The organism is Micromonospora sp. NPDC093244 (assembly GCF_040683695.1).
Taxonomy (GTDB): Bacteria; Actinomycetota; Actinomycetes; order Mycobacteriales; family Micromonosporaceae; genus Micromonospora.
Genome location: NZ_JBFBEO010000010.1, coordinates 40141 through 63382 on the forward strand (window position 1 = coordinate 40141; position 23242 = coordinate 63382).

Annotated in this window: 26 protein-coding genes and 1 pseudogene; 12 read left to right on the plus strand and 15 right to left on the minus strand. The window is 73.1% G+C overall.

Annotation, left to right across the window (positions count from 1 at the left end; translation table 11 throughout):
- The first annotated feature begins 10 nt into the window (after window positions 1–10).
- Window positions 11–652, plus strand: a complete 642-nt coding sequence (locus AB0N27_RS28895) for a DUF6624 domain-containing protein (protein ID WP_364376572.1) — start codon at window positions 11–13, stop codon at window positions 650–652.
- Here the strand turns inward: AB0N27_RS28895 and AB0N27_RS28900 are convergent.
- Entirely contained in the window at window positions 649–2055 is a 1407-nt protein-coding gene (locus AB0N27_RS28900; protein ID WP_364376575.1) for a PLP-dependent aminotransferase family protein, read from the minus strand. The genes AB0N27_RS28895 and AB0N27_RS28900 overlap by 4 nt on opposite strands.
- On the opposite strand from AB0N27_RS28900, the gene AB0N27_RS28905 reads away from it, so the two are divergent.
- Window positions 2054–3001 (plus strand): DMT family transporter, encoded by a 948-nt coding sequence (locus AB0N27_RS28905; RefSeq protein WP_364376578.1) that lies wholly within the window; start codon window positions 2054–2056, stop codon window positions 2999–3001. The genes AB0N27_RS28900 and AB0N27_RS28905 overlap by 2 nt on opposite strands.
- Here AB0N27_RS28905 and AB0N27_RS28910 read toward each other — a convergent pair.
- Window positions 2998–3393, minus strand: coding sequence for a helix-turn-helix domain-containing protein (locus tag AB0N27_RS28910; protein ID WP_364376581.1), 396 nt, complete (start codon window positions 3391–3393; stop codon window positions 2998–3000). The two genes, AB0N27_RS28905 and AB0N27_RS28910, sit on opposite strands and share 4 nt — an antisense overlap.
- Window positions 3394–3481: 88 nt before the next feature.
- Here AB0N27_RS28910 and AB0N27_RS28915 point away from each other — a divergent pair, with 88 nt between their 5' ends.
- Window positions 3482–4339, plus strand: a complete 858-nt coding sequence (locus tag AB0N27_RS28915; protein WP_364376584.1) for an SDR family oxidoreductase — start codon at window positions 3482–3484, stop codon at window positions 4337–4339.
- A gap of 64 nt (window positions 4340–4403) precedes the next feature.
- On the opposite strand, the gene AB0N27_RS28920 is transcribed toward AB0N27_RS28915, so the two are convergent.
- Window positions 4404–5093 (minus strand): TetR/AcrR family transcriptional regulator, encoded by a 690-nt coding sequence (locus tag AB0N27_RS28920; protein WP_364376587.1) that lies wholly within the window; start codon window positions 5091–5093, stop codon window positions 4404–4406.
- Between the two features lie 58 nt (window positions 5094–5151).
- Here AB0N27_RS28920 and AB0N27_RS28925 point away from each other — a divergent pair, with 58 nt between their 5' ends.
- Genes AB0N27_RS28925 through AB0N27_RS28935 form a run of 3 tightly spaced genes read left to right on the plus strand, consistent with a single transcriptional unit; the run spans window position 5152 to window position 7343 of the window.
- Window positions 5152–5991 carry an alpha/beta fold hydrolase gene (locus AB0N27_RS28925; RefSeq protein WP_364376590.1) on the plus strand — a complete coding sequence of 280 codons (840 nt, stop codon included), beginning with the start codon at window positions 5152–5154 and terminating at the stop codon, window positions 5989–5991.
- Between the two features lie 49 nt (window positions 5992–6040).
- The gene (locus AB0N27_RS28930; RefSeq protein ID WP_364376593.1) at window positions 6041–6946 is read left to right on the plus strand and encodes an ion transporter; all 906 of its coding nucleotides are present in this window, start codon (window positions 6041–6043) and stop codon (window positions 6944–6946) included.
- Window positions 6947–6989: 43 nt separating this feature from the next.
- Complete coding sequence (locus AB0N27_RS28935; protein WP_364376596.1) at window positions 6990–7343, plus strand: TraR/DksA C4-type zinc finger protein; 354 nt, start codon at window positions 6990–6992, stop codon at window positions 7341–7343.
- 21 nt (window positions 7344–7364) lie between these two features.
- Here the strand turns inward: AB0N27_RS28935 and AB0N27_RS28940 are convergent, their stop codons facing one another.
- Both AB0N27_RS28940 and AB0N27_RS28945 read right to left on the minus strand, forming a co-directional pair.
- The gene (locus AB0N27_RS28940) at window positions 7365–8771 is read right to left on the minus strand and encodes an FAD-dependent oxidoreductase (RefSeq protein WP_364376599.1); all 1407 of its coding nucleotides are present in this window, start codon (window positions 8769–8771) and stop codon (window positions 7365–7367) included.
- Between the two features lie 14 nt (window positions 8772–8785).
- Window positions 8786–9280 (minus strand): N-acetyltransferase family protein, encoded by a 495-nt coding sequence (locus AB0N27_RS28945; protein ID WP_364376602.1) that lies wholly within the window; start codon window positions 9278–9280, stop codon window positions 8786–8788.
- A gap of 100 nt (window positions 9281–9380) precedes the next feature.
- Here AB0N27_RS28945 and AB0N27_RS28950 point away from each other — a divergent pair, with 100 nt between their 5' ends.
- Window positions 9381–9728, plus strand: coding sequence for a metalloregulator ArsR/SmtB family transcription factor (locus tag AB0N27_RS28950; protein ID WP_364376605.1), 348 nt, complete (start codon window positions 9381–9383; stop codon window positions 9726–9728).
- 71 nt (window positions 9729–9799) lie between these two features.
- Window positions 9800–9997, plus strand: a complete 198-nt coding sequence (locus tag AB0N27_RS28955) for a hypothetical protein (protein ID WP_364376713.1) — start codon at window positions 9800–9802, stop codon at window positions 9995–9997.
- On the opposite strand, the gene AB0N27_RS28960 is transcribed toward AB0N27_RS28955, so the two are convergent.
- The 3 genes from AB0N27_RS28960 to AB0N27_RS28970 are packed head-to-tail and all read right to left on the minus strand — an operon-like array spanning window position 9994 to window position 12586.
- Window positions 9994–10557, minus strand: a complete 564-nt coding sequence (locus AB0N27_RS28960) for a GerMN domain-containing protein (protein ID WP_364376608.1) — start codon at window positions 10555–10557, stop codon at window positions 9994–9996. The genes AB0N27_RS28955 and AB0N27_RS28960 overlap by 4 nt on opposite strands.
- A complete protein-coding gene (locus tag AB0N27_RS28965; RefSeq protein WP_364376610.1) occupies window positions 10554–11909 on the minus strand; it encodes a HAMP domain-containing sensor histidine kinase in 1356 nt (451 codons plus the stop codon). The genes AB0N27_RS28960 and AB0N27_RS28965 overlap by 4 nt, the downstream gene beginning before the upstream one ends.
- Window positions 11906–12586, minus strand: coding sequence for a response regulator transcription factor (locus AB0N27_RS28970; RefSeq protein WP_364376613.1), 681 nt, complete (start codon window positions 12584–12586; stop codon window positions 11906–11908). Before AB0N27_RS28970 ends, AB0N27_RS28965 begins: the two co-directional genes overlap by 4 nt.
- 156 nt (window positions 12587–12742) lie before the next feature.
- Here AB0N27_RS28970 and AB0N27_RS28975 point away from each other — a divergent pair, with 156 nt between their 5' ends.
- The 3 genes from AB0N27_RS28975 to AB0N27_RS28985 are packed head-to-tail and all read left to right on the plus strand — an operon-like array spanning window position 12743 to window position 14075.
- Window positions 12743–13180: an STAS domain-containing protein gene (locus tag AB0N27_RS28975; RefSeq protein ID WP_364376616.1), complete on the plus strand. Its 438-nt coding sequence runs from the start codon at window positions 12743–12745 to the stop codon at window positions 13178–13180.
- Entirely contained in the window at window positions 13177–13467 is a 291-nt protein-coding gene (locus AB0N27_RS28980; RefSeq protein WP_364376619.1) for a GlsB/YeaQ/YmgE family stress response membrane protein, read from the plus strand. The genes AB0N27_RS28975 and AB0N27_RS28980 overlap by 4 nt, the downstream gene beginning before the upstream one ends.
- 14 nt (window positions 13468–13481) lie before the next feature.
- Window positions 13482–14075, plus strand: coding sequence for an STAS domain-containing protein (locus tag AB0N27_RS28985; protein WP_364376622.1), 594 nt, complete (start codon window positions 13482–13484; stop codon window positions 14073–14075).
- 8 nt (window positions 14076–14083) lie between these two features.
- On the opposite strand, the pseudogene AB0N27_RS28990 reads toward AB0N27_RS28985, so the two are convergent.
- The 7 genes and pseudogenes from AB0N27_RS28990 to AB0N27_RS29020 form a co-directional block, all read right to left on the minus strand.
- Window positions 14084–14854 (minus strand): annotated as a pseudogene (locus AB0N27_RS28990) (sulfite exporter TauE/SafE family protein); the annotation flags it as partial.
- A complete protein-coding gene (locus tag AB0N27_RS28995; RefSeq protein ID WP_364376625.1) occupies window positions 14851–15447 on the minus strand; it encodes a rhodanese-like domain-containing protein in 597 nt (198 codons plus the stop codon). The pseudogene AB0N27_RS28990 and the gene AB0N27_RS28995, both read right to left, overlap by 4 nt.
- Window positions 15448–15462: 15 nt before the next feature.
- Window positions 15463–16863, minus strand: coding sequence for an MBL fold metallo-hydrolase (locus tag AB0N27_RS29000; protein WP_364376628.1), 1401 nt, complete (start codon window positions 16861–16863; stop codon window positions 15463–15465).
- 146 nt (window positions 16864–17009) lie between these two features.
- On the minus strand, window positions 17010–17279 hold the full coding sequence (locus AB0N27_RS29005) for a metal-sensitive transcriptional regulator (RefSeq protein WP_354819092.1): 270 nt from the start codon (window positions 17277–17279) through the stop codon (window positions 17010–17012).
- Between the two features lie 83 nt (window positions 17280–17362).
- Window positions 17363–18823 carry a hypothetical protein gene (locus AB0N27_RS29010; RefSeq protein ID WP_364376632.1) on the minus strand — a complete coding sequence of 487 codons (1461 nt, stop codon included), beginning with the start codon at window positions 18821–18823 and terminating at the stop codon, window positions 17363–17365.
- Window positions 18820–20670 (minus strand): dynamin family protein, encoded by a 1851-nt coding sequence (locus AB0N27_RS29015; RefSeq protein WP_364376635.1) that lies wholly within the window; start codon window positions 20668–20670, stop codon window positions 18820–18822. The genes AB0N27_RS29010 and AB0N27_RS29015 overlap by 4 nt, the downstream gene beginning before the upstream one ends.
- Before the next feature lie 115 nt (window positions 20671–20785).
- Window positions 20786–21682, minus strand: coding sequence for an IniB N-terminal domain-containing protein (locus AB0N27_RS29020; protein ID WP_364376638.1), 897 nt, complete (start codon window positions 21680–21682; stop codon window positions 20786–20788).
- A gap of 289 nt (window positions 21683–21971) precedes the next feature.
- Between AB0N27_RS29020 and AB0N27_RS29025 the strand changes: the two genes are divergently transcribed.
- Complete coding sequence (locus tag AB0N27_RS29025) at window positions 21972–23240, plus strand: Hsp70 family protein (protein ID WP_364376641.1); 1269 nt, start codon at window positions 21972–21974, stop codon at window positions 23238–23240.
- Window positions 23241–23242: the final 2 nt, after the last annotated feature.

Sequence of the window (23242 nt, forward strand, 5' to 3'; positions counted from 1 at the left end):
AATCGGCCCCGTGAAGCTCCCCTCGCGGGTCGCGGTGACGCTTGTGGGCCTGCTGATCCTCGCCGCGTGCGACACCGCGCCCGAACCGGCCGGCAGACCGACGGGTGGCACCACACCTACCACTCCCCCGGCCCCGTCCAGCGCGTCAGCCTCCCCTGTCGCCTTCGACAAGGCGCTGCACGACGAGTTGATCGCGATGCTGGAACGCGACCAGGCCGACCGCGAGGGCAGCCCGCAGGCCGAGTCCGACCAGGCGCGCACCGCCCGGCTCAAGGACATCGTCCGGGCCCACGGCTGGCCGACCTTCGCCCTGGTCGGCGAGGACGGCGGCAACGCCGCGTGGGCCATCGCCCAACACTCCGACCTGGATCCCGCGTTCCAGCAGGAGGCGCTGGACCTGTTACGCGCGGCCGTCGCCGCCGGCCAGGCGTCGCCGGGCAACCTCGCCTACCTCCACGACCGGGTCGCGACAGGCAGGGGCGAGCCGCAGGAGTACGGGACGCAGATCCGATGTGGACCCGGCGGCCCCGTCCCGGCCACCCCGATCAGGAACGAGGCCGATGTCGAACGACGCCGCGCCGAGGCCGGCCTGCCCACGCTCGCGAGCTACCTGGCCGAGATGACCACGATCTGCGCGCAGGACACCAACTAGACAGGTGCCCGTTCCGCGCGCAGAGCCCGGGCGAGGCGGCGGACGGCCTCGTCCATGAGGTCGGGCGCGGCGGCGGCGTAGGTGAGGCGCAGGTGCGGCGCCGGGGGTTCGGCCGCGTACCAGGGGCGACCCGGAAAGACGACGACGCCCTCGGCGGCAGCGGCGGCGGCCACCGCCACGTCGTCGACGCCGTCGGGCAGGCGGATCCACAGGTGCAGGCCGCCACGCGGGACCGACTGCGGGCAGAGGCTGGGCAGGTGTCGCCGCAGCGCGGCCACCAACGCCTCGCGGCGCGTCCGGAGCGACGTGGCGAGGGTCCGACGGTGCCGCGACCACGCCGGGGAGGTGAGGAACTCCAACGCCGCCTGTTGCAGTGGACCTGCCACGAAGAAGTCGTCGAGCAGCCGTGCCGCACGCAACCGGGCACCGGCCGGCCCGCGGGCGCCGATCGCCGCGACGCGCAGCCCGGGCGCTGTCGACTTGGTCAACGAACGCAGGTAGATGACGTGGCCGTCGGGGTCGTCGGCGGCCAGCGGCGGTGGGGCCGGACCGTCGATGGTCAAGTCGCGGGCGTAGTCGTCCTCGATCAGGAAGGCGCCGGCGTCGCGTACCGCGTCGGCGACCCGGGCCCGGCGGTCAGCCGCGAGCGTCGCGCCGTGCGGGTTGGCGTGCAGCGGCTGGCAGTAGAAGAGCCGCGCGCCGGTGCGGGCGAACGCTGCGGCGAGGTGGTCGGGGCGTACCCCGTCGGAGTCCGCCGGCACGGGCACCAACCGGAGTCCGGCGGCTCGTGCGACGGCCAGCGCGCCCAGGTAGGTCGGGGACTCGACGAGCAGGGCGTCGCCGGGGGCGGTGAGCGCCCGCACCGCCGAGGACAGCGCGGCCTGCCCACCGGGGCAGATCACCATGTCCTCGGCCCGCAGCCCGGTCCCGGCCTCGCGGGCGAACCAGGCGCGCAGGTCCTCGCGGCCCTCGACCGGCCCGCGCTGCCAGGTGGCGGGCTGGCGGGCGGCGCGGGCGAGGGCGGCGCCCAACGCGGCGGCCGGCTGAAGGTCGGCGTCCAGGTAGCCGCCGGACAACGGGATCGCACCGTCGCGCGGTAGCGCCAGCAGTGCCTGCATCTCGCTCTCGCCGGACGGGCGGGGGCCGAGCGCGACTGTCTGCCAGGACAGGTCGGGTACGCGCCGCACGTCCGGCCCGGCGGCCACGAAGGTGCCCCTGCCGGGCCGCGCCTCGATCAGCCCTTCGGCCACCAACCGCCGGATGGCCTCGGCGACGGTGACAGGTGAGGCATGGTGCCGGGCGGTCAACTCCCGGACCGAGGGCAGTCGGGCACCCGGACCCGCGGCGGCCACCAGCACCCGCAGATCTTGGATAACGCGAGCGGCTGCGTTACCGTCTTCCATGAAGGACGATAGTAGCGCTACTGCCGCCAGCACGGTAACAACGAGCCGGGCCGGCGGCCTCGCCCTCGGCGCGCTGGGCGTGCTCGGCTTCAGCCTCTCCCTGCCGGCGACCCGCCTGGCCGTCCAACAACTCGATCCGTGGTTCGTCGCCTTCGGACGCGCGGTCGGCGCGGGTCTGCTGGCCTGGGCGTACCTGCGTCTCACGGGCGCGCCACGGCCCTCGCGCGGCCAGTGGCGGCGGCTGGCGGTCGTGGCCCTGGGCGTCGTCGTCGGCTTCCCGTTGTTCACCTCGCTGGCGCTGCTCACCCAGACCTCGGCGCACGGCGCGGTCGTCATCGCCGCGCTGCCCGCGATGACCGCCGTGTTCGCGGTGCTGCGCGCGGGGGAACGCCCGCCGCCGCTGTTCTGGATCGCGAGCGCTGGCGGGCTGCTGGCGGTGCTGGCCTTCCTCGCCGTCAGCGGCGCGGTACGCGGCACGATCACCCTGCCCGACGTGTTCCTGCTCGCGGCGATCGTGCTCTGCGGCCTGGGCTACGCCGAGGGCGGCGCGCTGGCCCGCGATCTGGGCGGCGCCCGGACGATCTGCTGGGCGCTGCTGCTGTCGTTGCCCGTCACCGTGCCCGTTACTGTCGTCGCCGCGCTGGCCGACCGGCCGCACGCCGACACCGTCGGCTGGTCGGCGTTCGGCTACCTCACTGTCGTCTCGATGTTCCTGGGTTTCTTCGCCTGGTACGCGGGGCTGGCCCGGGGCGGCATCGCGCAGGTCGGTCAGGTCCAGCTCGCGCAGCCGGTACTCACCCTCGGGTGGTCGGCGCTGCTGCTCGGCGAGAACGTCACCCCCGCCTCGATCGCGGCGGCGGTGGTGGTGCTGGCGTGCGTCGTGCTGATCCAGCGCACCCGGCGGCCGGGGCCGGTGGTGCGACGGGAGCGGGCTGGCGTGCGTTAGGCCCGCTCGCGCTCGCGGGCCGTCTGCAACTCGGGCACCGAGGCCTCCAGCAGGTCCGCGAGACCGCGCAACTGCTCGGCGACGCGGGCGCCGAGGGGCGTCAGTGAGTATTCGACGCGCGGCGGGATCGCGGTGAGCACCTCGCGGGTGAGCATGCCGTCGCGTTCGAGCGTCTGCAGAGTCTGCGAGAGCATCCGTTCGCTGACCCCGTCGATGCGCCGCCGCAGCGCGTTGAACCGGTACCGGCCCTCGCCGAGGGCGAGCAGCGCGAGCGAGGCCCACTTCGAGGTCACGTCCTCGAAGGCGGCACGCGAGGTGCAGCCCCGCGCGAAGACATCGCTGACGAGTTCCTGGGTAGGCCCCGCCGGGTCGTGGGCCGGCTTGTCGTTCACCTCGCCAGCCTACCCGACGCTTACGGTTCAGCCTGTGCTGTAGATTCGTAAGTGCTTCCAGATTGCCACGATCGCTTCGGAGGTTTCCATGCCCACCTACGCCGTCACCGGCGCCACCGGCCGGCTGGGCCGCCTGGTCATCGAGCGCCTGCTCGACACAGGTGTGCCCGCCACCGAGATCGCCGCCGTCGTCCGCAGCCCGGAGAAGGCCGCCGACCTGGCCGCGCGCGGGGTCGAGATCCGACAGGCCGACTACGACGACCCGTCGACGCTGCCCGGGGCCGTGGCCGGCGTACGCCGAGTGCTGCTGATCTCCGGTGACACCCCAGGGCAGCGGGTCGCCCAGCACACCGCGGTCATCGACGCCGCCAGGCTCGCCGGGGTCGAGCGCGTCGTCTACACCAGCATCCTCAAGGCCGACACCACCACGAACCCCCTCGCGGCCGAGCACAAGGCCACCGAGGCGGTCCTCGCCGCGTCGGGCCTGCCGTACACGGTGCTGCGCAACAGCTGGTACACCGAGAACTACACCGATCAGCTACCGCAGTACCTCCAGACCGGCGCCATCCTGGGCGCCACCGGCGGCGGCAGCGTCTCCGCCGCGACCCGGGCCGACTACGCGGCCGCCGCAGCCGCCGCGCTGACCCGCGACGAGGACGGCAACGCCGTCTACGAACTGGGCGGCACCGCGTTCACCTTCGACGAACTGGCCGAGGCCGTCACCGAGGTCACCGGCACCACCGTCGTACACCGGGACATGTCGGCCAGCGACCTGGCCGCGACCCTGCAGAGTGTCGGACTGGACGCCGGCACCGCCGGCTTCGTCGCCGCGCTCGACCACTCGATCGCCCTCGGCGAGCTGGCGACCGACAGCGACGACCTCAGCCGGCTGATCGGCCGGCCGAACACCCCGCTGCGCGACGCCATCCGGGCCGCCCGGGGCTGACCGGCGGCGACGCCGAGGTAGCCGACCTCCACGGCGGCACAGCCCCCCGCGTCGCCGTCCGACGTCATGCCGGGTCGGTGAGCAGGCCACTCAGCACGCTGCGGAGCGTCCGCTCGAAGAGGTCCTCCGGGGGCGGCGGCGCGGAGGGTTGGCGGAGCGCCGCGACCAGATGCGGGTACGCCGCGAGGTCGACGCCCGCGAAACCGACCGCCCCGGAGGCGGCCTCGCTACGGGCGAACAGGGTCACCACGCCGGTCATCATGGCGATCGCCTCGAACTTGGCCGAGACGGCACAGGGCACCGGCTCCAGGACCCGGATGCAGTTGTCGAACCAGGCCAGGCCCTCGGGGCCGACACCGGAGCCGCGATGGATCACGTCCAGCAGCCACGGGTGGGCGCGGTGCAGTGCCAACTGCCGACGGGCCAGCAGCATCATCGTGTCCAGCCAGTCGCCCCGATCCGGCGGGTACGGCCGCATCTCCCCCACGACGCGGTCGGTCATCAGGTCCAGCAGATCGTCACGGGACGACAGGTAGCGGTAGAGCGATCCCGCACCGGTGCCGAGTGCGGTGGCAACGGCACGCATCGACACCGCGGCGAGCCCTTCGGCGTCGGCCAGGGCGATGGCCGCCACGACGATGGCGTCCCGACTGTGGGCCGGCGCCGGTCCACGGCTGCCCCGCTCGGGCCGGGCCCAGACCGACTGCCGACCGTCGGCGGCTGGGTCGCCGGATTTCCTGGGTGCGTCGGTCACCGATCCACTGTAAACTGCAAACGGCGTTCGCAGTTTGCTGACACGGAGAGGCGGACCGATGACGGAGCGGATCAGGGCGCGCGACGGGCAGACCGTGGCGTTGCACTCCACGGGCGACGGCCCGGGGATCGTCGTCGTACACGGCGGCGGCGTCACCATCGACGTCTACCGCCGGCTGACCGCCGCCCTCGCCGACGGGTTCACCGTGCACCTCTACAACCGGCGGGGACGGGCCGACGCGCCGCCCAGATCCGAGCCCTACACGGTCGGCCAGGAGATCGACGACCTCGCCACGGTGCTGGAATACACCGGAGCCAGAAACGTCATCGGCCACAGTGCCGGCGGGTTCATCGCACTCGAGGGCGCGCGTCATCTGCCGATCGACCGGCTCGCCCTCTACGACGCCGCCATCTCCGTCGACGGCGGCATGCCCTTCGCGTGGCTCGAGGCGGCCCGCGCGGCGGCACGCGATGGGGACATCGCCAGGGGTCTCGCCATCACGACCGCCGGAATCAACCCGCAGATGGCGGCGGCGAGGCTTCCGCTCGCCGTCCGGGTGGCGATCATCCGCGCTTTCCTGCGGACCCCGATCGGCCGCATGATGGGCGATCTGCTGCCGATGACGCTGGACGAGACGGCCCTGATCCTGGCGCACGACGGGCCCGCCACGCGGTGGGCCGGGGTGACCGCGGAGGTGCTGCTGGCCTGCGGCGCCGACGGCCCGCCCTACTACGTCGACACGAACGAGGCGTTGGCCCGCGCACTGCCGCGCGCACGGGCGCTGACAATCCCCCGCAGCGGCCACGACGCCATCAACCGCGCACACCCGAGGATCGTCGAACCGCTCGTCGACTTCTTCGCCGCACCCGTCACGCCGGACCCGGCAGGCCATTCCTGAGCGGTCGCGCGCTCGCCGGGCGAGCTTGATCTTGGATAGGCTGCTCGCCATGCCCCCGCACCGCCGGCCCGCGCTGGCCGACGCCTGCGCGCGGCTCGCCCGGTCACGCCCCTTCGAGATCGTCATCGTCGTCGCCATCCTCGCCAACGGCGTCGTTCTCGGCCTGGAGACGTACGACGGTCTGATCCCCGCGAACGCGGCGCTGCACGGGCTGGAATGGCTCTTCCGCGCGGTCTTCGTCCTGGAGATCGCCATCCGGCTGGCGGCCTACGGCCGCCGTCCGCAGGACTTCTTCCGGCATGGCTGGAACGTCTTCGACTTCCTCGTGATCGCGGCCATCTTCGTTCCGGGCCTGCACGGTGACTCGGCGCTGCTGCGCGTGGTCCGGGTCGCCCGGATGGTGCGGCTGGTGCGGTTCTCGCCGGGCCTGCGGACCATCGTGTCCGCCCTGTGGCGCAGCCTGCCGGGCGTCGCCGGATTCCTCGCCCTGGCCGTGGTGACGCTCTACGTGTACGGGATGGCCGGCTGGCTGATCTTCGGCGACCGCTATCCCGACGAGTACGGCGACATCGGCCGGTCGCTGCTGACGCTGTTCGTGCTGCTGTCGCTGGAGACCCTGCCCGACCTCATCGAGCAGGGACTGGCCATGTCGCCGTGGACGCTGCTCTACTACGTCAGCTACGTGATCATCACGGTCAACCTGCTCCTCAACATCCTCATCGCGGTCATCGTCAACTCGATGGAGGAGGCACGCCGGTTGGAGATGACCGAGCGGTTGGCCCCCGGCTACGACGAGGACGGCGACGGCGTCCCCGACGAGGTGGACCGCATCGCGCTCACCCAACGGCTGGACGACCTACGGGCGGTCATCGCCGAGTTGGAACGGGAACTGCGGATCGACCGTGCGGACGGGCACGGCCGCCCCCATCGCGAGGACCTCCGCTCCCGAGGGTGAGCGCGCACGGGGTCCCGGTCGTCCGGCGTACCGTTGAACCACCATGAACAGCGAATCCAGCGCGATCCGTGCGGACCTGCTCCGTCGCCGCGACGAGACGGCCAGCCAGGCCACCGCGCTGGAGGGCGACCTGCGGAGCCTCTTCGAGGCGTCCCGGTCGTCGAACGCCGACGACGAGCACGACCCCGAGGGCAGCACGATCGCGTTCGAACGGGCCCAGCTCACCGCCGTCCTGGACGCGACACGTCGACGCCTGACGGAACTGGACGTGGCACTGAGCCGGGTCGACGCGGGCAACTACGGCGTGTGCGAACGGTGCTCCCGCCCCATCCCCGCCGAACGGCTGGCCGCCCGCCCGTCGGCGCGTACCTGTGTGGCGTGCGCCAGCCGACGGTGACCGTGCCGCCCGGGACGGACGTCAGCTGGCGCAGCAGCCGCCGCTCTGACCCGCGTCGAGCGCGACGAGCCTGAGCGGCGCGGACCGGAGGCCACCGGAGACGCCGGTGGCCAGGCCGCGGCCGGCCGGCTCGGGCTCCGCCGCCGGCGCGCAGCAGCCGTCGCCGGACGCCGCGTCGGCGGCGTTGCTGGTGCACACGCCGGTCTCGGGCAGGTCGAGCTGGACGTCGCGGGCGGCGGCCCAGTCCCCGGCGAGGGCCGCGACGACGGAGCGGACCTGCTCGTAGCCGGTGGCCATGAGGAACGTCGGCGCCCGACCGTAGGACTTCATGCCGACCGCGTAGTAGCCCCTCTCCGGGTGGGCGAGTTCGTCGACGCCGTGCGGAGGGACCGTGCCGCAGGAATGCTCGTTCGGGTCGATCAGCGGCGCCAGGGCGCGGGTGGCGCCCAGGACCGGGTCCAGATCCAGGCGCAGTTCCGAGGCGATGGAGTGGTCGGGGCGAAAGCCTGTGGCGGCGACGATACGGTCGACGGTCACCGCCTCCTCGCCACCGTCGGCATGCCGCACCACAACGACCACCCGGCCGTCGGCAGGGGTGAGGGCGTGCACCGAGAAACCGGTGAGCAGGCGGATCCGGTCGGCGTCGACATGGTGGCGCAGCCGCGATCCGAGCGCCCCGCGCGCCGGCAGGGCGTCGGCGTCCCCGCCGCCGTACGTCCGCGCGGGCGAGGTGGTGCGGATCGCCCAGGTCACCTCGGTACCGGGCGTGGCGGCGGCCAGCTCCGCCAGGGACAGCAGGGTGTTCGCCGCGGAGTGGCCGGCGCCGACGACGAGTGTGTGCCGGCCGGCGAAGCGGTCCCGATCGGCGCCCAGGACGTCCGGCAGCGCGTGCTCGAGGTACGCGGCGACGTCGGCCTCACCCCGGGCGGGCAGGCCTGACGCGCCGAGGACGTTTGGGGTGTCCCAGGTCCCGGAGGCGTCGATGACGGCGCGGGCCAGCAGCTCGGTGCCGTCGGTGAGGCGGACCAGGAACGGCGTGCGGTCGCGTCCGGCGGTGCGCAGCCGGTCCAGGCCGAGGCGGCTGATCGCCCCGACCCGGGCGCCGCAGCGGACGTGCGGCTTGAGCTGGGGCAGCTCGGCGAGCGGTTGGAGGTAGTCGCCGACCAGCTCCGCGCCGGTGGGCAGGGCCTCCGGGTCGGGGGCGACCCAACCGGCCTCGTCGAGGAGTCGGCGGGCGGCCGGGTCGACGTTGTAGCGCCAGGGTGAGAAGACCCGCACGTGCCCCCACTGCCGTACGGCGGCGCCGGACGTGTCGCCGGCCTCCAGGACGACGAAGGGCAGACCGCGTTCGTGCAGGTGGGCGGCGGCGGCCAGACCGGTCGGACCGGCGCCGACGACCACGACGGGAAGGCTGTCCAGGGCGTTCATCGGGTGACTCCTTGTCAGGTGATGGTGGGGCTGCGCCGCTCCAGCAGGACGACGTCGCGCCAGCGGTCGTGGTGGCGGCCGACCCGCTCGCGGACCCCGATGACGCGGAACCCGGCCCGTTGGTGCAGGGCGAGGCTGGCGGCGTTCTCCGGGAAGATCCCGGACTGGATCGTCCAGATGCCCGCGGCTTCGGTCGAGGTGATCAGGGTGTCGAGCAGCAGTCGGCCGACTCCGCGTCCCCGGGCTGCCGGGTCGACGTAGACGGAGTGCTCGACCACTCCGGCGTAGACCTGACGGGTCGACGTCGGCGAGACGGCGACCCAGCCGAGGATGGTCTCGCCGTCGACTGCCACGAATCGGTGCGCGGGCAGGCGGCTGGCGTCGAAGGCCGCCCAGGTCGGTGCCACGACCTCGAAGCTCGCGTCACCACCGTCGAGTCCGGTCTGGTAGATGGCAAGGACGCGGTCGGCGTCGCGGACGCTCATCGGACGTACGGTGAGGTCGGGCATCGGCGAGGCTCCGTTCTGGGTGCGGCTACCTGAGACACTGTCTCGACGTCTGTCGAATCAGAGAGTTGCACGCTGATTAGATAGCTGTCAACCTAGACGCATGTCGAAACAAGCGGCCGTCGACGTGTCCTGCTGCCCGCCCCTGGCCGAACGGCGCCTACCGACCGAGGCCGCCGCCGCGCTCTCCCCCGCGTTCAAGGCCCTCGGCGACCCGGTCCGCCTTCAGCTGATGTCGATGATCGCCTCCGCCGAGGGCGGGGAGATCTGTGTTTGCGACCTCACCCCCGCCTTCGACCTCACCGGCCCCACCATCTCGCACCACCTGCGGACCCTGCGCGCGGCGGGGCTCGTCGACGCCGAGCGCCGGGGCACCTGGGTCTACTACCGCGCCCGCCCGGCGATCCTGCGCCAGCTCGCCGCCCTGCTCACGGTCCCGCAGGGCCGGTGAACACCGCGTCGATTCCCCGGGCCGCCAGCGCCGACAGCGCGGTTGTCCGCCGCCTTTCCCGACTCGACCGCCTGCTGCCGGTCTGGATCGGCCAGATGGCCGCCGGCTGGCTGCGCCAGCTCGCCGGCGACACCGTCGAGGTCCGCTCGGCCGGCTCCGCGCCGGCCGAGACCGTCAACCCCGCCGGTAAGAGCGTGGAGTCGGTACGCCCGATCCGCGACGAGATCCGCACGCGGGTGGAGAAGCTGCTCGCCGAGTTGCGCCGCTAGGACGCTCTGATCAACGGCGCGTAGTCGGCGCGGGTGAGCGGACGGGTCGACAGGGAACCGTCGGCCCGGGGCACACCGAGCGGCCGGCCGTCGCGCAGGAACACCACTGTCGTGACGTCGTCGCGGCCGGTCAGGGTGCAGACGATCTGCCCGAAGGCGAGGACCTCGTCACTGCGTCCGGCGTCGGTGCCGGGTTCGTCCACGACGACGTGGGCCTGCGTACCTGTCACCCTCACCCCGGCGGCGTTGACGGCACCCGGCAGGGCGCTGGCCAGGTCGTCGTCGCGTTCGCCAGCGGTGGGTCCGGCCAGCAGGTGCCGGAGTTGCTCGTCGGCCCCGGACGGGCGGTGGACCCGCCGCAGAACCGGGACGATGTGGTTGTCGCGCACGAGGCAGACCGTTTCGTCGAACCGCCCCGCCGGGACTGTCGCGTCGGTGGGGACGGGGGCGGGGAACGGACCCGGCGGAGGCTGGACCGTCCGCGGCGCGGCGTCGGTGGGCACACCGCAGCCCGACAGCAGCGCGACGAGCGCCAACGCGGTGAGCCGGCGGCCGGTCACGACAGGCTCCCCGGCAGCGTGACGCGGAAGCGGGCGCCTCCGCCGGGGCGGTCGGTGACGCTGACGTGTCCGCCGTGGGCCGCCGCGTGCTGGGCGACAAGCGCGAGCCCGAGCCCGGTGCCGTCGCCCGCGCCGCGCGTGTGGGCGGCACGTCCGCGTACGAAGCGACCGAAGATCGCCGTACGGTCCTCGACAGGTACGCCGGGGCCCTCGTCGTCCACCTCGATGACCCCGGCGTCGCCGTCCCGGTCCAGCCGCACGGCTGCGGCGCCGCCGCCGTGGGTGACGGCGTTGTCGAGCAGGTTGGCCAGGATCTGCGCGATACGGCGACGCTCCACGTGCCACACCTGCGCCGTCTCCGGTGCGAGTCGGACGAGGCCCGCCGGCAGGTCGTGGGCCTGGCAGGCGTCCCGGGCCAGCGCCGTGACGTCGACCGGGGCGCGGTGCGCGGGCTGGTCGCTGCGGGCCAGGTCGATCAAATCGTTCACGAGCTGTTGGAATCTGTCGATTTCGTCGGCGACGAGCCCGGCGGCGACGGCCGTGCGCTCGTCCTGGTGCTCCCGGCGGCGGGCCAGGACGCTTGCCGCCGCCGCGAGGGTCTGCAGGGGCGACCGCAGTTCGTGACTGACGTCGGCGGCGAAGCGGCGGTCCCGCTCGATGCGGTGCGCCAACTGGTCGACCATCTGGTTGAACGACGAGGAGAGGCGGGTCAGGTCGGGGTCGGTGGCGGGGTCGAGGCGGGCCGTGAAGTCACCGGCGGCGATTTTCTCGGCGGCGTCGGCGACCGCCGTGAGCGGGCGAAGCCCGTGCCGGGTGGCGTACCAGCCGAGCGCCGCGCCGGACCCGGCGACCATGATCGCGACGGTGGTCAGCGCCAACGCGAGGACCTGGAACGTCTGCTCCAGCTCCCGCAGCGAGTTGACCTCGAAGTAGGTGGCTGTCGCGGACAGCGGCACCCCCACCACCAGGGCCGGCTGGCCGTCGATGCGGACGCGCTGCACCGCCGGATCGCCGGCGGTGACGATCCGGCGCAGGTCGGCGGGTATCGCGGCGGTGGTGCCCGGGTCGGCGGCGCGCGCGTACCACTCGCCGTTGAGGTGCAGCACCGGCCGCCGGCTGCCGCCGGTGTCCAGCGAACGGAGCACCTCCACCACGTCGGGAGTGTCGGTGTCGAGCCCGGCCCGTACGACGGCGGCGTCGAAGTAGGCGGCGCGCAGCGCGGTGCGTTCCCGCTCGTCCATCAGGCTCCGGCGGGTCAGCTCGTAGGAGACCAGGGCCATCGACGCGGCGAGCAGGAGCGCGCCGACGGCGAACGCGGCGGTGACCCGGGTCCGCAGTCCGAGACGTCTCATCGCTGCAACTTGTAGCCCAGGCCCCGCAGGGTGACCAGGTGCCGCGGGTTCGCCGGATCCGGTTCGATCTTCTGCCGCAGCCGCCCGACGTGCACGTCGACGAGGCGTTCGTCGCCGCTGTCGTAACCCCAGACCCGTTGCAGCAACTGCTGGCGGGACAGCACCCGACCGGCGTGTTCGGCCAGCTCGCACAGCAAGCGGAACTCGGTGCGGGTGACCGGGACCGGCTGGCCGACCCTGCGTACCTCCCCCGCGTCGGGGCTGATCTCCAGCTCGCCGAACGCGAGGACCGGGACGACGTCAGGCGCGGCGACGGTGCGGGCGCGGCGACGCAGCGCGCGCAGCCGGGCCGTCAGCTCCTTGATCGCCACCGGCTTGACGACGTAGTCGTCCGCGCCCGCCTCCAGCGCGGCGACGATGTCGTGGGTGTCGTCACGGGCGCTGACCACAACGATCGGCACGTCGTCGTCGCGCCGCAGCTGCCGGATGCACTCGAAGCCGTCGAGGCCGGGCAGCATCAGGTCCACCAGCACGTAGTCGGCCCGGTCGCGGCGCTGGACGCGCAGGCCCTCCTCGGCGGTGGCGGCGCCGAGGACGTCGTACCCCTCGTCCTCCAGAGCGAGCAGCAGCGCCCGGCGGATGCGGTCGTCGTCCTCGATCAGCAGTACGGCCGTCATGCCGGAAATCATTACCGGCCGTCCGCCGAGCGACCAACCGTGACCGTCGGACGGCGGATTTGTCACGCAACTGTCATAGATCCGCGCGGAGACCGCCAAGCCCGCGCGGCACGGTGGTGGCTGAGCCGAGGTGCGCGAGGCGAGGGGGTACGACAGATGACCGGGCCACTGACGTCCGCGCGGTGCACCCTGCCGCTTGTCGAGGTATCGGTCACCGAGCTGGATCTGGCCTGCCTGCCGGAGGCCGGCACGGTCTTCGACAGGCTGCTGGCCCTGCGCCCCGGGCAGGTCGTGGTCGACCTGTCCGCGTGCCGGCACATCGACGCCGCCGCCGTCGGGCTGCTCCTCGACCTGCACCGGCGGTTGAGCCGCGTCGACGCCGTCCTCACCCTCGCCAACCCCAACCCGCGCATCCGGCGCATCCTGCAGATCACCCACCTGGACCGGGTCCTGTCGATCGTCACCGACCGCCCGCAGCCCCGGCCGGCGGCGCGCGCGTCGACCCGGGCCCGGCCGAGAGGCGCGTACGGCCGGGCGACCGTGACCGTCCGCGCGCGCCCTCCGGCGGACACCGTCGACCGGGGCGAGCCGTGACCGTCGGCGCTCTGCTCAGCGCGCTGGCCGTCGGCCTCGCCGTGGGTGCGCTCGGCCGGCTGGTGATTCCGGACCGGCAACCCGTTCCGCGATGGGTCACCGCCGCCGTCGGCGTCGTGGCCGCGCTGCTCGGCAGCCTCACCGTCCGGCTCGCGGGTGACGCCGGCCGTCTCAGCTTCGGCGAGGCGCTCGTCCAGGTCTGCGCCGCCGGCGTCGCAGTGGTGCTCGTCGTGGTGACGTCGGGCCGGCACCGATCCACCACACCGCCCGTCCGGACCCGAAGGTAGGAAGGACCAGCAGGATGACAGTCGTCCCGGACGACCACCTGATGACACTGATCTGCGACACGTGCGGCGACAGCGTCACCGCCACCGCGTGTGTGCTGCCGGACGCCGAGGTCGTCTGGACGCTCGTGTCGGAGCAGGGCTGGAGTGGCTCGGCGTTCGCCACCGGACCGCACCGGTGCCCCCACTGCAGCCTGCTCCCGCCGGCCGGTGGCGGGTACGCGCCCTGCGACGATCACGGCCCGGGTGGGATCCTCGGCATCGACCACCTCGACGACGTCACTGTCGTCGCCGCCACCGGGGATCTCGACCTGGACACCTGTGACACCCTCCGTGCCGCCCTACGGCACGCGGCGGAGATGGGCGGGCACGTGGTCGTCGATCTGAGTCAGGTCCACGTCATCGACTCGACGGGTCTCGGTCTGCTCGTCCGCGCCCACCGCGACGCCCGCGACCGTGGTGTAACGCTCTGCCTCGCCGCGCCGTCCCGCTTCATCCGGACCGTCCTGCACACCATGCGCCTGGACGGCCTGTTTCCGGTCTTCGACAGCCGCGACGACGCCGTCGCCCACGTCAACCGCCGGGAGACCGGCGCGCTCGCGCGATCCTGAGCGTCCTACGCCGCCAGGGCGGTCACCTGCTGGCCCAGGACGAGAACGCCCACCGCCAGGACGAACCAGCCGAAAGCCGGACGCAGGCGACGCTCCGGGACGCGGCGGGAGAGCCGGCTCCCCACCAGGCTGCCGGCGACCGCGGCGGCGGTGATTGCGGCGGTGAGCGTCCAGTCGACCGCCACGGCGGCGAGGTGACCGGCGAACCCGGCCAGGCTCTGCATCGCGATGACCGCCAGGGAGGTGCCGACCGCCACGGCCATCGGCAGACCGCCGAGCAGAGTCAGCGCGGGCACGACGAGGAACCCGCCGCCCGCGCCGACGAGACCGGCGACGACCCCGACCGCCGCGCCGACGGCAACTGCCCGCGACGGCGCCAGCCCTCGTCCGGCGCCGTCGCCGGGCTCGCCGTCACCGGCGGGGCGACCACGGATCATGCCGACGGCGGTGGCGAGCATCATCAGCGCGAACAGGACCACCAGCACCGCGCCCGGAACGACCGCCGCGAGGCGCCCACCACCGTACGCGCCGGCCATCCCCGCCAGGCCGAGGAGCAGGACGGTACGCCAACGGACCCGCCGGGCCCACGCGTACGGCACCAGGGCCACCGCGCTCGTGACGCCGACGACGAACAGCGAGGTGGCGATGGCCTCGTCGACCGGCAGGCCGGTGACGTAGATCAGCAGCGGCACGGCGAGGATGGATCCGCCGCCGCCGAGCAGGCCCAGACTGACGCCGATGACCACTGCCAGCGCGAGGGTCAGGACCAGGGAGGTCACGACCTGCTCGCGGCCGGACTCCGGTCGCGCAGGTGATCGACGACGGTGTCCAGGTCGCAGCGCGCACCCCTGTTGTAGGGCAGCTTGCTCAGCAGCATGCCCATCGCGCAGGTGTTACTGATCGCGGCGAAGGTCAGGCCGGCGCCGACGAACGCGGCCACCCACTTGGCGCCCGGCAGCACCACCGAGGCGAGGACGCTGAGCAGCACGATGGAGCCGGCGACGAGGCGTACCTGACGTTCCAGGTCCCAGCGGGCCCGACCCAGGTTGACGGGCGCGTTCGTGGCCTGCCAGGCGAGGATGCCGCCGGTGAGGACCTTCAGGTTCGGCAGACCGGCCTGGGCGAGCGCCTGTCCGGCCTGAGCGGCCCGGGCCCCGGAGCGGCAGACCAGCACCACGTCCTCGTCGAGGTGCCGGCGCAGCTCGTCACGGTGCTCCCGGAGCAGGTCGAGGGGGACGTTGTAGGAGCCGGGGATGTGCGCGGACTCGAACTCCGCAGGCGTACGCACGTCAAGCACCCGGGGCGCATCGCCCGAGTCGAGAAGGTCGCGCAGGGCGGTCGCGTCAAGGCTGTTCGGGTGGGACGGGTTCATGTCTCCTCGTTCGGTTCAGGAATTCGTGGTCATGGCGACGCCGGCCTGCTCGGCCCGGCCGAACATGTCGTCGATCAGGACGACGTCGCGTCCGGCGTTGGCCAGCAGGGACGCGGCGGCCGCGGCCCGGTATCCGGAGCCGCAGTGCACCCAGACCGTCCCGGCGGGCACCTCGGCCAGGCGTCCGGGCAGGTCGGGCAGCGGGATGTGGACGGCGTCGGCCACATGGCCCGCCCTCCACTCGTTCGTCATCCGCACGTCGAGGACGACCTGCGGGTCGGGCAGCCCGGCCGGGGTGTTCCCGGTCTGGGCGGCGGCCAGCGCGTCGAAGTCGGCGACTGTCAGCTCACGCAGGTCGTCCCGGCTGGTGGCCCACTCGTCCGGTGCGCCTGTGGCGCGTGCGGCGGGCCTGTCGATGCCGATCCGGACGAGCTCGCGCTGGGCGTCGGCGACCTGCTCGGGTGTCTCGGCGAGCAGGGTGACCGGGACTCCCCAGTCGATCAGCCAGCCGAGCCAGGTCGACATCGGTCCGTCGAGGCCCAGGCTGACGGTTCCGGCGAGGTGCGACGCGGCGTACGCCCTGCGGTGCCGCAGGTCGACCACCCACTCCCCCGCGTCGATCCGCTGCCGCAGCTCGGCGGCGTCGGCGCGCGCCACGGGGCTGAGGTCGACAGGTGCCGGGCCGGCCGCGTTGGCGACGCCCATGTGGGCGTAGTACGCCGGGTAGGCGTCGAGCCCGGCGAGGGTGTCGGTGACGAATTCGTCGGCGGCAAGCCGCAGCACCGGGTTGGCCTGCTTCTCCCGACCGATGGTCGACTCGGGGGCATCGGCCTGGCTGGCGGAGCAGAAGCTTCCGAAGCCGTGGGTGGGCCAGACCTGCGCGCCGTCGGGCAGCAGGTCGGCCAGGCGCCGGGCGGATGCGTACTGGTGGTGGGCGAGGGTGTGGGCGTGCTGCTGGCCCAGCAGGTCGGTGCGGCCGGTGGTGCCGAACAGCAGCGACCCTCCGGTGAACACGCCGACCGGTGACCACCCGCCGCCGGTGGCGTCGTCGAGGACGTACGACAGGTGGTGGAAGGTGTGTCCGGGTGTGGAGGCGACGCGGATCCGCAGCGTCTTGGACACGGTGACGACGTCCCCGTCGGCCACCGGCCGGCGGTCGAAGGCCACCTCGTCGTCGGCGCACACCAGGTACTCGGCGCCGGTGAGCCGGGCGAGGTCCAGCCCGCCGGAGACGTAGTCGTTGTGCAGGTGCGTCTCGAGCACGTGCGTGACGCGTACCCCGAGCCTGCCGGCCAGCGCCAGCACCCGGTCGACGTCGCGCTGCGGGTCGACGACCACTGCCCGCTGGCCGTCGGTGGCCAGGTAGCTGCGGTCACCGAGTGACGAGGTCGCGATGACGGACACCTGGACTGTCATGTGCGTACTCCTTCTTCAGGCTCGAATACCCCCGGGGGTATAGGGAAGGCAGACGTCTCCGGGTGCACGACGCCTACCCGCCCACACCGGGATCACGCGGCGCGGGCAGGCGGTCACCCGCCAGAGGGCTCCTCGGACCCGGCCTCTCAGGCCAGGGCGAGGAACAGCTTCTCCAGCTCCTCTTCGGTCATCTCGGGCTGATCGCCCCGATCGCGCGCGTTGGCGCAGTGCCGCATCCCCGAAGCGATGATCTTGTAGCCGGCCCTGTCGATGGCCTTCGACACGGCGGCGAGCTGGGTCAGCGCCTCCCGGCAGTCCTGACCCTCCTCCATCATCTCGATCACCGCGTTCAGCTGCCCACGGGCCCGCTTGAGCCGGGTCAGCGCCTCGCCTGTCATCTCGGGTCGAAGCTTCACGCTCGCCACCTCCTGCGCCGAACGATACCCCAGGGGGTATAAAGGAGGCCACCCGCAGTGACGGGTTCCACCGTCAGCGCACCTCAGCGCCCACCGGCGGCCAGCTCCGCGAGCATCCCCTCGCAGCTACGCACGACCACCTCCGCACCACGGCGCTGGGCCAGCGGCAGCGCCGGGTCCTCCGCCCGGTCCCGCCACCGCCACTGCGCGTCGGCGGCCACCTCCCAGAGCCGCTGCACGGTCGCCTCGTGCTCGACACCGAGACGGGCGGCGAGCCCCACCCCGTCGCCACCGATCAGCCGCTGCGCCTCCGCGGCCAACTCGGCGTCGAACCCGAGCCGGGTGTGCCGCAGCGCCACCAGCAGGCGCAACTCCCGGAACTCGTGGGCGCCGGCGAGGATCTGCTCGATCGTGGCGACCAGCTCGGCGGAGCCCCGGACCGGCTCGGCCCGGAGCAGGGCCTCCACGGCGGCCAGTGCCGACCGCGCCTTGAGCGTGTCGCGGCGGTCGATGAAGCAGCGGGTCACCGCCTCGCGCAGCTCGGTGAGGCCGCTGCGGCGGATGAGTTCGGCGGAGAGCTTCACCCGCGTGTCGAACCCGGAACGGACCAGGGTGGTCGCCAACCGGATCCCGAAGAGACCGAAACGGTCCAGCAGGGCCGTCCGCAGGTCCGGGTCCACGCGTACCGGCAGGTCGCCACGGAGAAAGCGGTCGGCGGAGAGCAGGTGGGTGTCCAACTCCGCGCGGGGGACCCCGGCCAGCGTCGCGAGGGCCGCGAAGTCCGACTCGCCGAGCATCCGGCCGGCCAGTCCGATCGACCCGCTGCACGCCACCACGTTCACGGCCAGCGCGCCCACCCGGGGATCGCGGTAGTGCCGTCGCGCCAACTGGCGGGCGGTGAGCAGCCCGTCGATCCGGCCACCGCCGGTCTCGTCCGCCCGGGACAACACCATGATCACGTTCACCGGGGCGGCCTGGCCGACGGCGCTCTCCCGGCCGGACTCCAGCACCCGCAGATCACTGTCGCGACCGTCGCGGGTCAGGAACAGCACCGCGTCCGCGTCGCGCAGCACCCGGTCCATCACCGACACGTGGCCCCGCTCACCGGCGCCGCTCAGGGCCGGGGTGTCGATCAACGTGATCTGCCGCAGCGCCCGCGTCGGCCACCGCACCACGACGTCACGCACCTCCCCCGCGCCCCAGCCCAGATCCACACGCATCCCGGTCGCCGACTTGACCACTGTCAACTCCTGCGGGGGCTGACCGGCCGGGTACGCGGTGGCGCGCGGCGCGGGGGCGTCCTCGTACCAGGTGAAGGCGCCGTCGGCTCCCTCGACAGGCGCGACCTCCTCACCCATCAGCGCGTTCAGCACCGTCGACTTGCCCGAACGCCAGGGGCCGGCGACCGCGATCCGCAGCGGCTCCTCCAGCCGGGCCACCTGGTGCCGCAACTGCCCGACGGCCCGCGGATTGGCCCGGTAGAGGTCGAGCGCCTGGTGCAGCAACCCCCACGCCGCCTCGTCCAGGCGTACGCCGACGGTCACGCCCGAGGCTCCAACAGCCCCGGGGTGGCACGGGCGCCGCTGAGCTGCTGGGCCTGCTCGTAGACGGCTGCCAACCGGGTCATCCTCAACCGGATCTCGCGCTGGCGCTGCTCACGCTGGGCCGCGTCGGTGTCGGCCTCCTGCTTGGCGCTGCGGAACGACTGCACGATTGCCTCCTGAAGCTCCTCGGTGAGCCCCGTGAAGTGATCCCGCAGCATCCGCTGCACCTGGCGTACGGCGTCGCGGCAGTCCCTGATGACGCGGACGAAGACGTCGTCCACGTGCCGCTGGATGGCCGTCTTCACCGTCGCCTGCCGACGACGCAGCAACTGCTTGCTCTCGTCGCGGATGCTCTTGCCGCCGAACAGCGCGCCGATCCCCACCGAGACCGGGTTGATCATCGGCATTCCGGCAAGCGTCGTCGCCAGACCGAACATCAGCATCCCGCCGTACGAGCCCTTCATACCGGTGAACAGTTTCTGCCCCGTGGTGAACCGGTCGATCTTGGGCCGCTCCAGCTCCGGCAGCCGCTCGCCGATGTCGTCGGGCATCGTCATCGACCACGGCGGCAGCACGTCGTAGCCGTACCTGGCGAAGTTGGCGGCCACCCGACGGGCGATCCAGTCGCAGCGCTGGATCAGCCACTCGTGGTTCGCCTCCGCCGCCTCCACCAGGCTGCGCTCCAGCCAGTCCTGGAAGGTGTCCCAGGCGACCAGCGGATCGGCCGTGTCGAACGCGTCGTCCACCCCGCGCAGGATCTGCCGGGTCCGGTCGCGCAGGTCGTACTCGATGTCGGACAGCAGGTCCGCGACCTCGTCGTTCAGGGTGTTCTGCCAGCGGGTGGAGCAGCGGCGCAGCTCGTCGACCTCACGCTGCGCCGCGTGCAGGCGGGAGATCGGCCCGGACTGCTCCTCGGCCTCCCGGGTCGCCAGCTCGGCGCGCAGCGGCGCCGCCAACTGCTCCACCACCGTCCGGGCCACCGCCTGCACCGCGCCACGGGCCAACTGGTCGGCCTTGCCGGACATGTCCCGGCGCAGCCGCGCGATGAGCATGGGGAAGCCGGACTCGGCGTTGAGATCCCGGTCGTCGGCGGTGGCCGCGCGCAGCCGCAGCGTCGCCGAGACCGGGATCACCGGCGCGGGGATGCCGGCGTCGGCCAGGTGCTGGCGGTTGCGCTCGGCCACCGCTCGCCAGTCCGCGACAAGATCCGTCTTGCTCTGCACCACCACCACGTTCGGGTGCGAGCGCATGACGTGCAGCAGCATGTCCAGTTCGGTGACCGATAGCTCCCGGGTCGAGTCGGAGACCAGCAGCACCGTGTCCGCGCGACCGGGCGAGGCGACCGGGCCCGCTCCGCCTACGGCGGCGACCTCGTCGGCGCCCGGAGTGTCCACGAGCACCAGTCCCGCGCCGAGCAGCGCGCGGGGCACCCCGATCTCGACGTACGCCGGACCGCCTCCGGACCGGCGCCCGACGGTGCCTGCCACACCCGCCGCGACCTGGTCGAGCGCCACCGGGGTCCGCTCGACGGCGATGACGGCGGCGCCACCGGCGCCTCGACCCGGGGGTGGCCCCTGGGCCACCGCGGCGTACGCGGCCTCGGCGTGCTGCACGACTGTCGGCAGGACTGTGGTACGCCCGTCGCCGACCGGGCAGGCGGGCGCGTTGATGATCGCGTTGATCAGCTGGCTCTTGCCCTGGTTGGGCTCGCCGATGACCAGGACGCGCAGTTTCGGGTCCAGCAGTTGGGCACGCTTCTGCCGCACCGTTTCGAGCAGGTCGTCTCGCCCGTGCGCGCTGCACGTACGGGCGATCTCGTCCAGAACGTCCAACCAGATCCCCGCCATCACCGCACCAAGTGTGCGGATTTCGGCTCAATTATCAAGAGGGACCGGTTGGGGAACTGGAGAAGGCCGGACCGCCCGAGACGGTCCGGCCTCCCGCTCCAGGTGGAACACCCCGTCAGAGCAGGCCCCCGGTGATGCCCAGCAGACCGTGGTCCGACGAGGCGGGCCCCCCGTCGTGCGTGTCGCCGAGCACACCGTCGGTGACACCGCCGGTCACGTCACCGACAGTGCCGGTGACGCCGGGGAGCAGACCCTCCACCTGGTGCGTCACACCGCCCACAGTGGACGGAACATCAAGGGGCGGGAGAACGCCGCCGACGGCGCCGCCGCCGTCGCCCAGGCCCAGCCCGCCGAGGGTGTCGCCGACACCCAGCGAGCCGACCACACCACCGAGGTGACCCTGGGTGCCGGACAGAACGCCGCCGGTCAGGTCGCCGCCGAGCAGGCCGTGGTCGCCGGTGTCCAGCAGACCGCCGGTGTTGCCGACGGTGCCCGTGACATCGCCGAGGACCGGGTCGACGATGCCGTCGACCGGCTGCACCACGTCGGCGTCGAGGGTGTGCGCCACGTCGTTCACGCCGGTCAGGTCGGTGTCCAGACCGCTCGGGCCGACGCCCAGGCCGATCCCCGGCAGCACCGTGACCCCGGCCGCGACGGTGCTCGGGTCGACAGCGATGGCGCCCAGCACGCCCGCCTTGACGTCCAGGCCGCTGGGCGAGCTGGTGATGCTGATCTGCTGCGCCACGCTCTGCAACTGACCGACCACGTCGGTGGTGTCGGTCACCAGCGGGTCCAGGCCGAGCTGACCGGTGACCGGAGCGAGCGGCGCGAGGCCCTGACCCGGCGCGTAGTCGACCACGAGTGGGACGACGTCCTGCACGTCGGCGGCGGTGATGTCGCTGAGCCCCGCGGCGTGCAGCGCGCCCTCCGGGTCGAGGTCGAACGCCGACCGCGCGTCGGGGTTGGTCAGCAGGTCGAGCACGAAGTCGTGGAGGGTCTGTTGCGAGTCCATGTGCCGGTTCTCCTCGGATGTGGCGTCAGCGACCGTCTTGCGTCGACAGGAACGCTACGACCGGGGGCACCTCCGGACATCGGGGCTCGGCCCGCATCCGATCCCCCTGAACTAGGGGCTCCACCGCTTCGTACGTTAGGGGGACAGGGGGAAACCGTCCCGGCCAGATTAGGGTCCCGACCAGGGAGCGATCTCTGGTACGAACGTAGGAGCCCACGGGGGTTCGCCGGGGGTGGTCGTCGGCGCGAGCGCCCACCGACCGGCCACCTCACGGGGAGAGAAGAGACGGATGCGGTACGTCCTGGGGATCGACATCGGAAGCACCAACACGGCCGCCGCCGTCGCACGGCGTAACGGCACGACCTGGACGCGCCCGGAACCCGTCGGGCTCGGCGCCGACTCGCCTCTCGTACCGTCGGTGCTGTACCTGTCGGAGGACGGCTCGCTGCGCGTCGGGGAACCGCCGACCGACGACGGCAGCCGCACCACCAGGGACTTCGTCCGCCGGATCGGCGACGACGTGCCCCTGCTGCTCGGCGGCGAGGCGTGCGCGCCGCAGACGCTCACCGCGGAGCTGGCCGGGTGGGTGGTGGATCGGGTCCACGCCCTGGAGGGGGCACCGGCCGAGGCGATCGTTCTCAGTCACCCGGCCGGTTGGCGCCCGTACCGGCGGGATCTGCTGCACCGAGCGTTGTCCGACCTGGGCCTGCGTCACGTCACGCTGCTGCCCCGCACGGTGACGGTGGCGGAGAGCCACGCGGCCCGCGGTTTCGGAGGTACGACGGCAGCGGTCTACGCGCTGGGCGGCAACAGCTTCGAGGCGGCGCTGGTGCGGCGTACCCCGCGCGGCACGTACGAGGGTTTCGGCACCCCGCAGGGTCTCGACCCGATCGGCGGCGCCGACTTCGACGAGGCACTTGCCACGCACGTGCGTACGGTGCTGGCCCGGGAGTTGGCGGCCGGCGCGCGCCGGGGCACCCAGGCCGCCCTGCGCGGCCTGCGGGCGGAGTGCGCGCGGGTCAAGCGCGAGCTGACCGTCGACCTGACGGCCGACGTGGTGGTGAGCCTGCCGGGCGGCCCGGCACGGATTCCGGTGACCCGGGCGCAGTTCGAGGAGATGATCCGCCCGACGGTGCAGGCCACCGTCGACCTCCTGCTGCGGACGGTGCACGGCGCCGACCGGACGCCCGCGCAGCTCGACGCCGTCCTGCTGGCCGGCGGCTCCGCCCGCATCCCGCTCGTCGCCGAGCTGGTCGGGGCGGCTCTCGCGGTGCCCGTGGAGGTGCAGCCCGATTCGCAGTTGACCGCCGCGACCGGCGCGGCGATGGCCGCCTGCCAGGTCGTGTCGCCGCGCCGGCCCGCACCGGCCGGCGGACCGGCTCCGGTACGCGAGCAGGCGGGCCCGGCCCGGGCCACCCTCCCGGTGCCGCGCCGCCCGCACCACGACACTCCCGTCCCGGCCGACCCACCTCCCCGTCCGCCGGTCCGGATCCTCCCACTGGACCTGCCGAAGGCGTCCCGTCTGGCGTTGACCCTCAGCCGGGGACGCGAAGGATGACC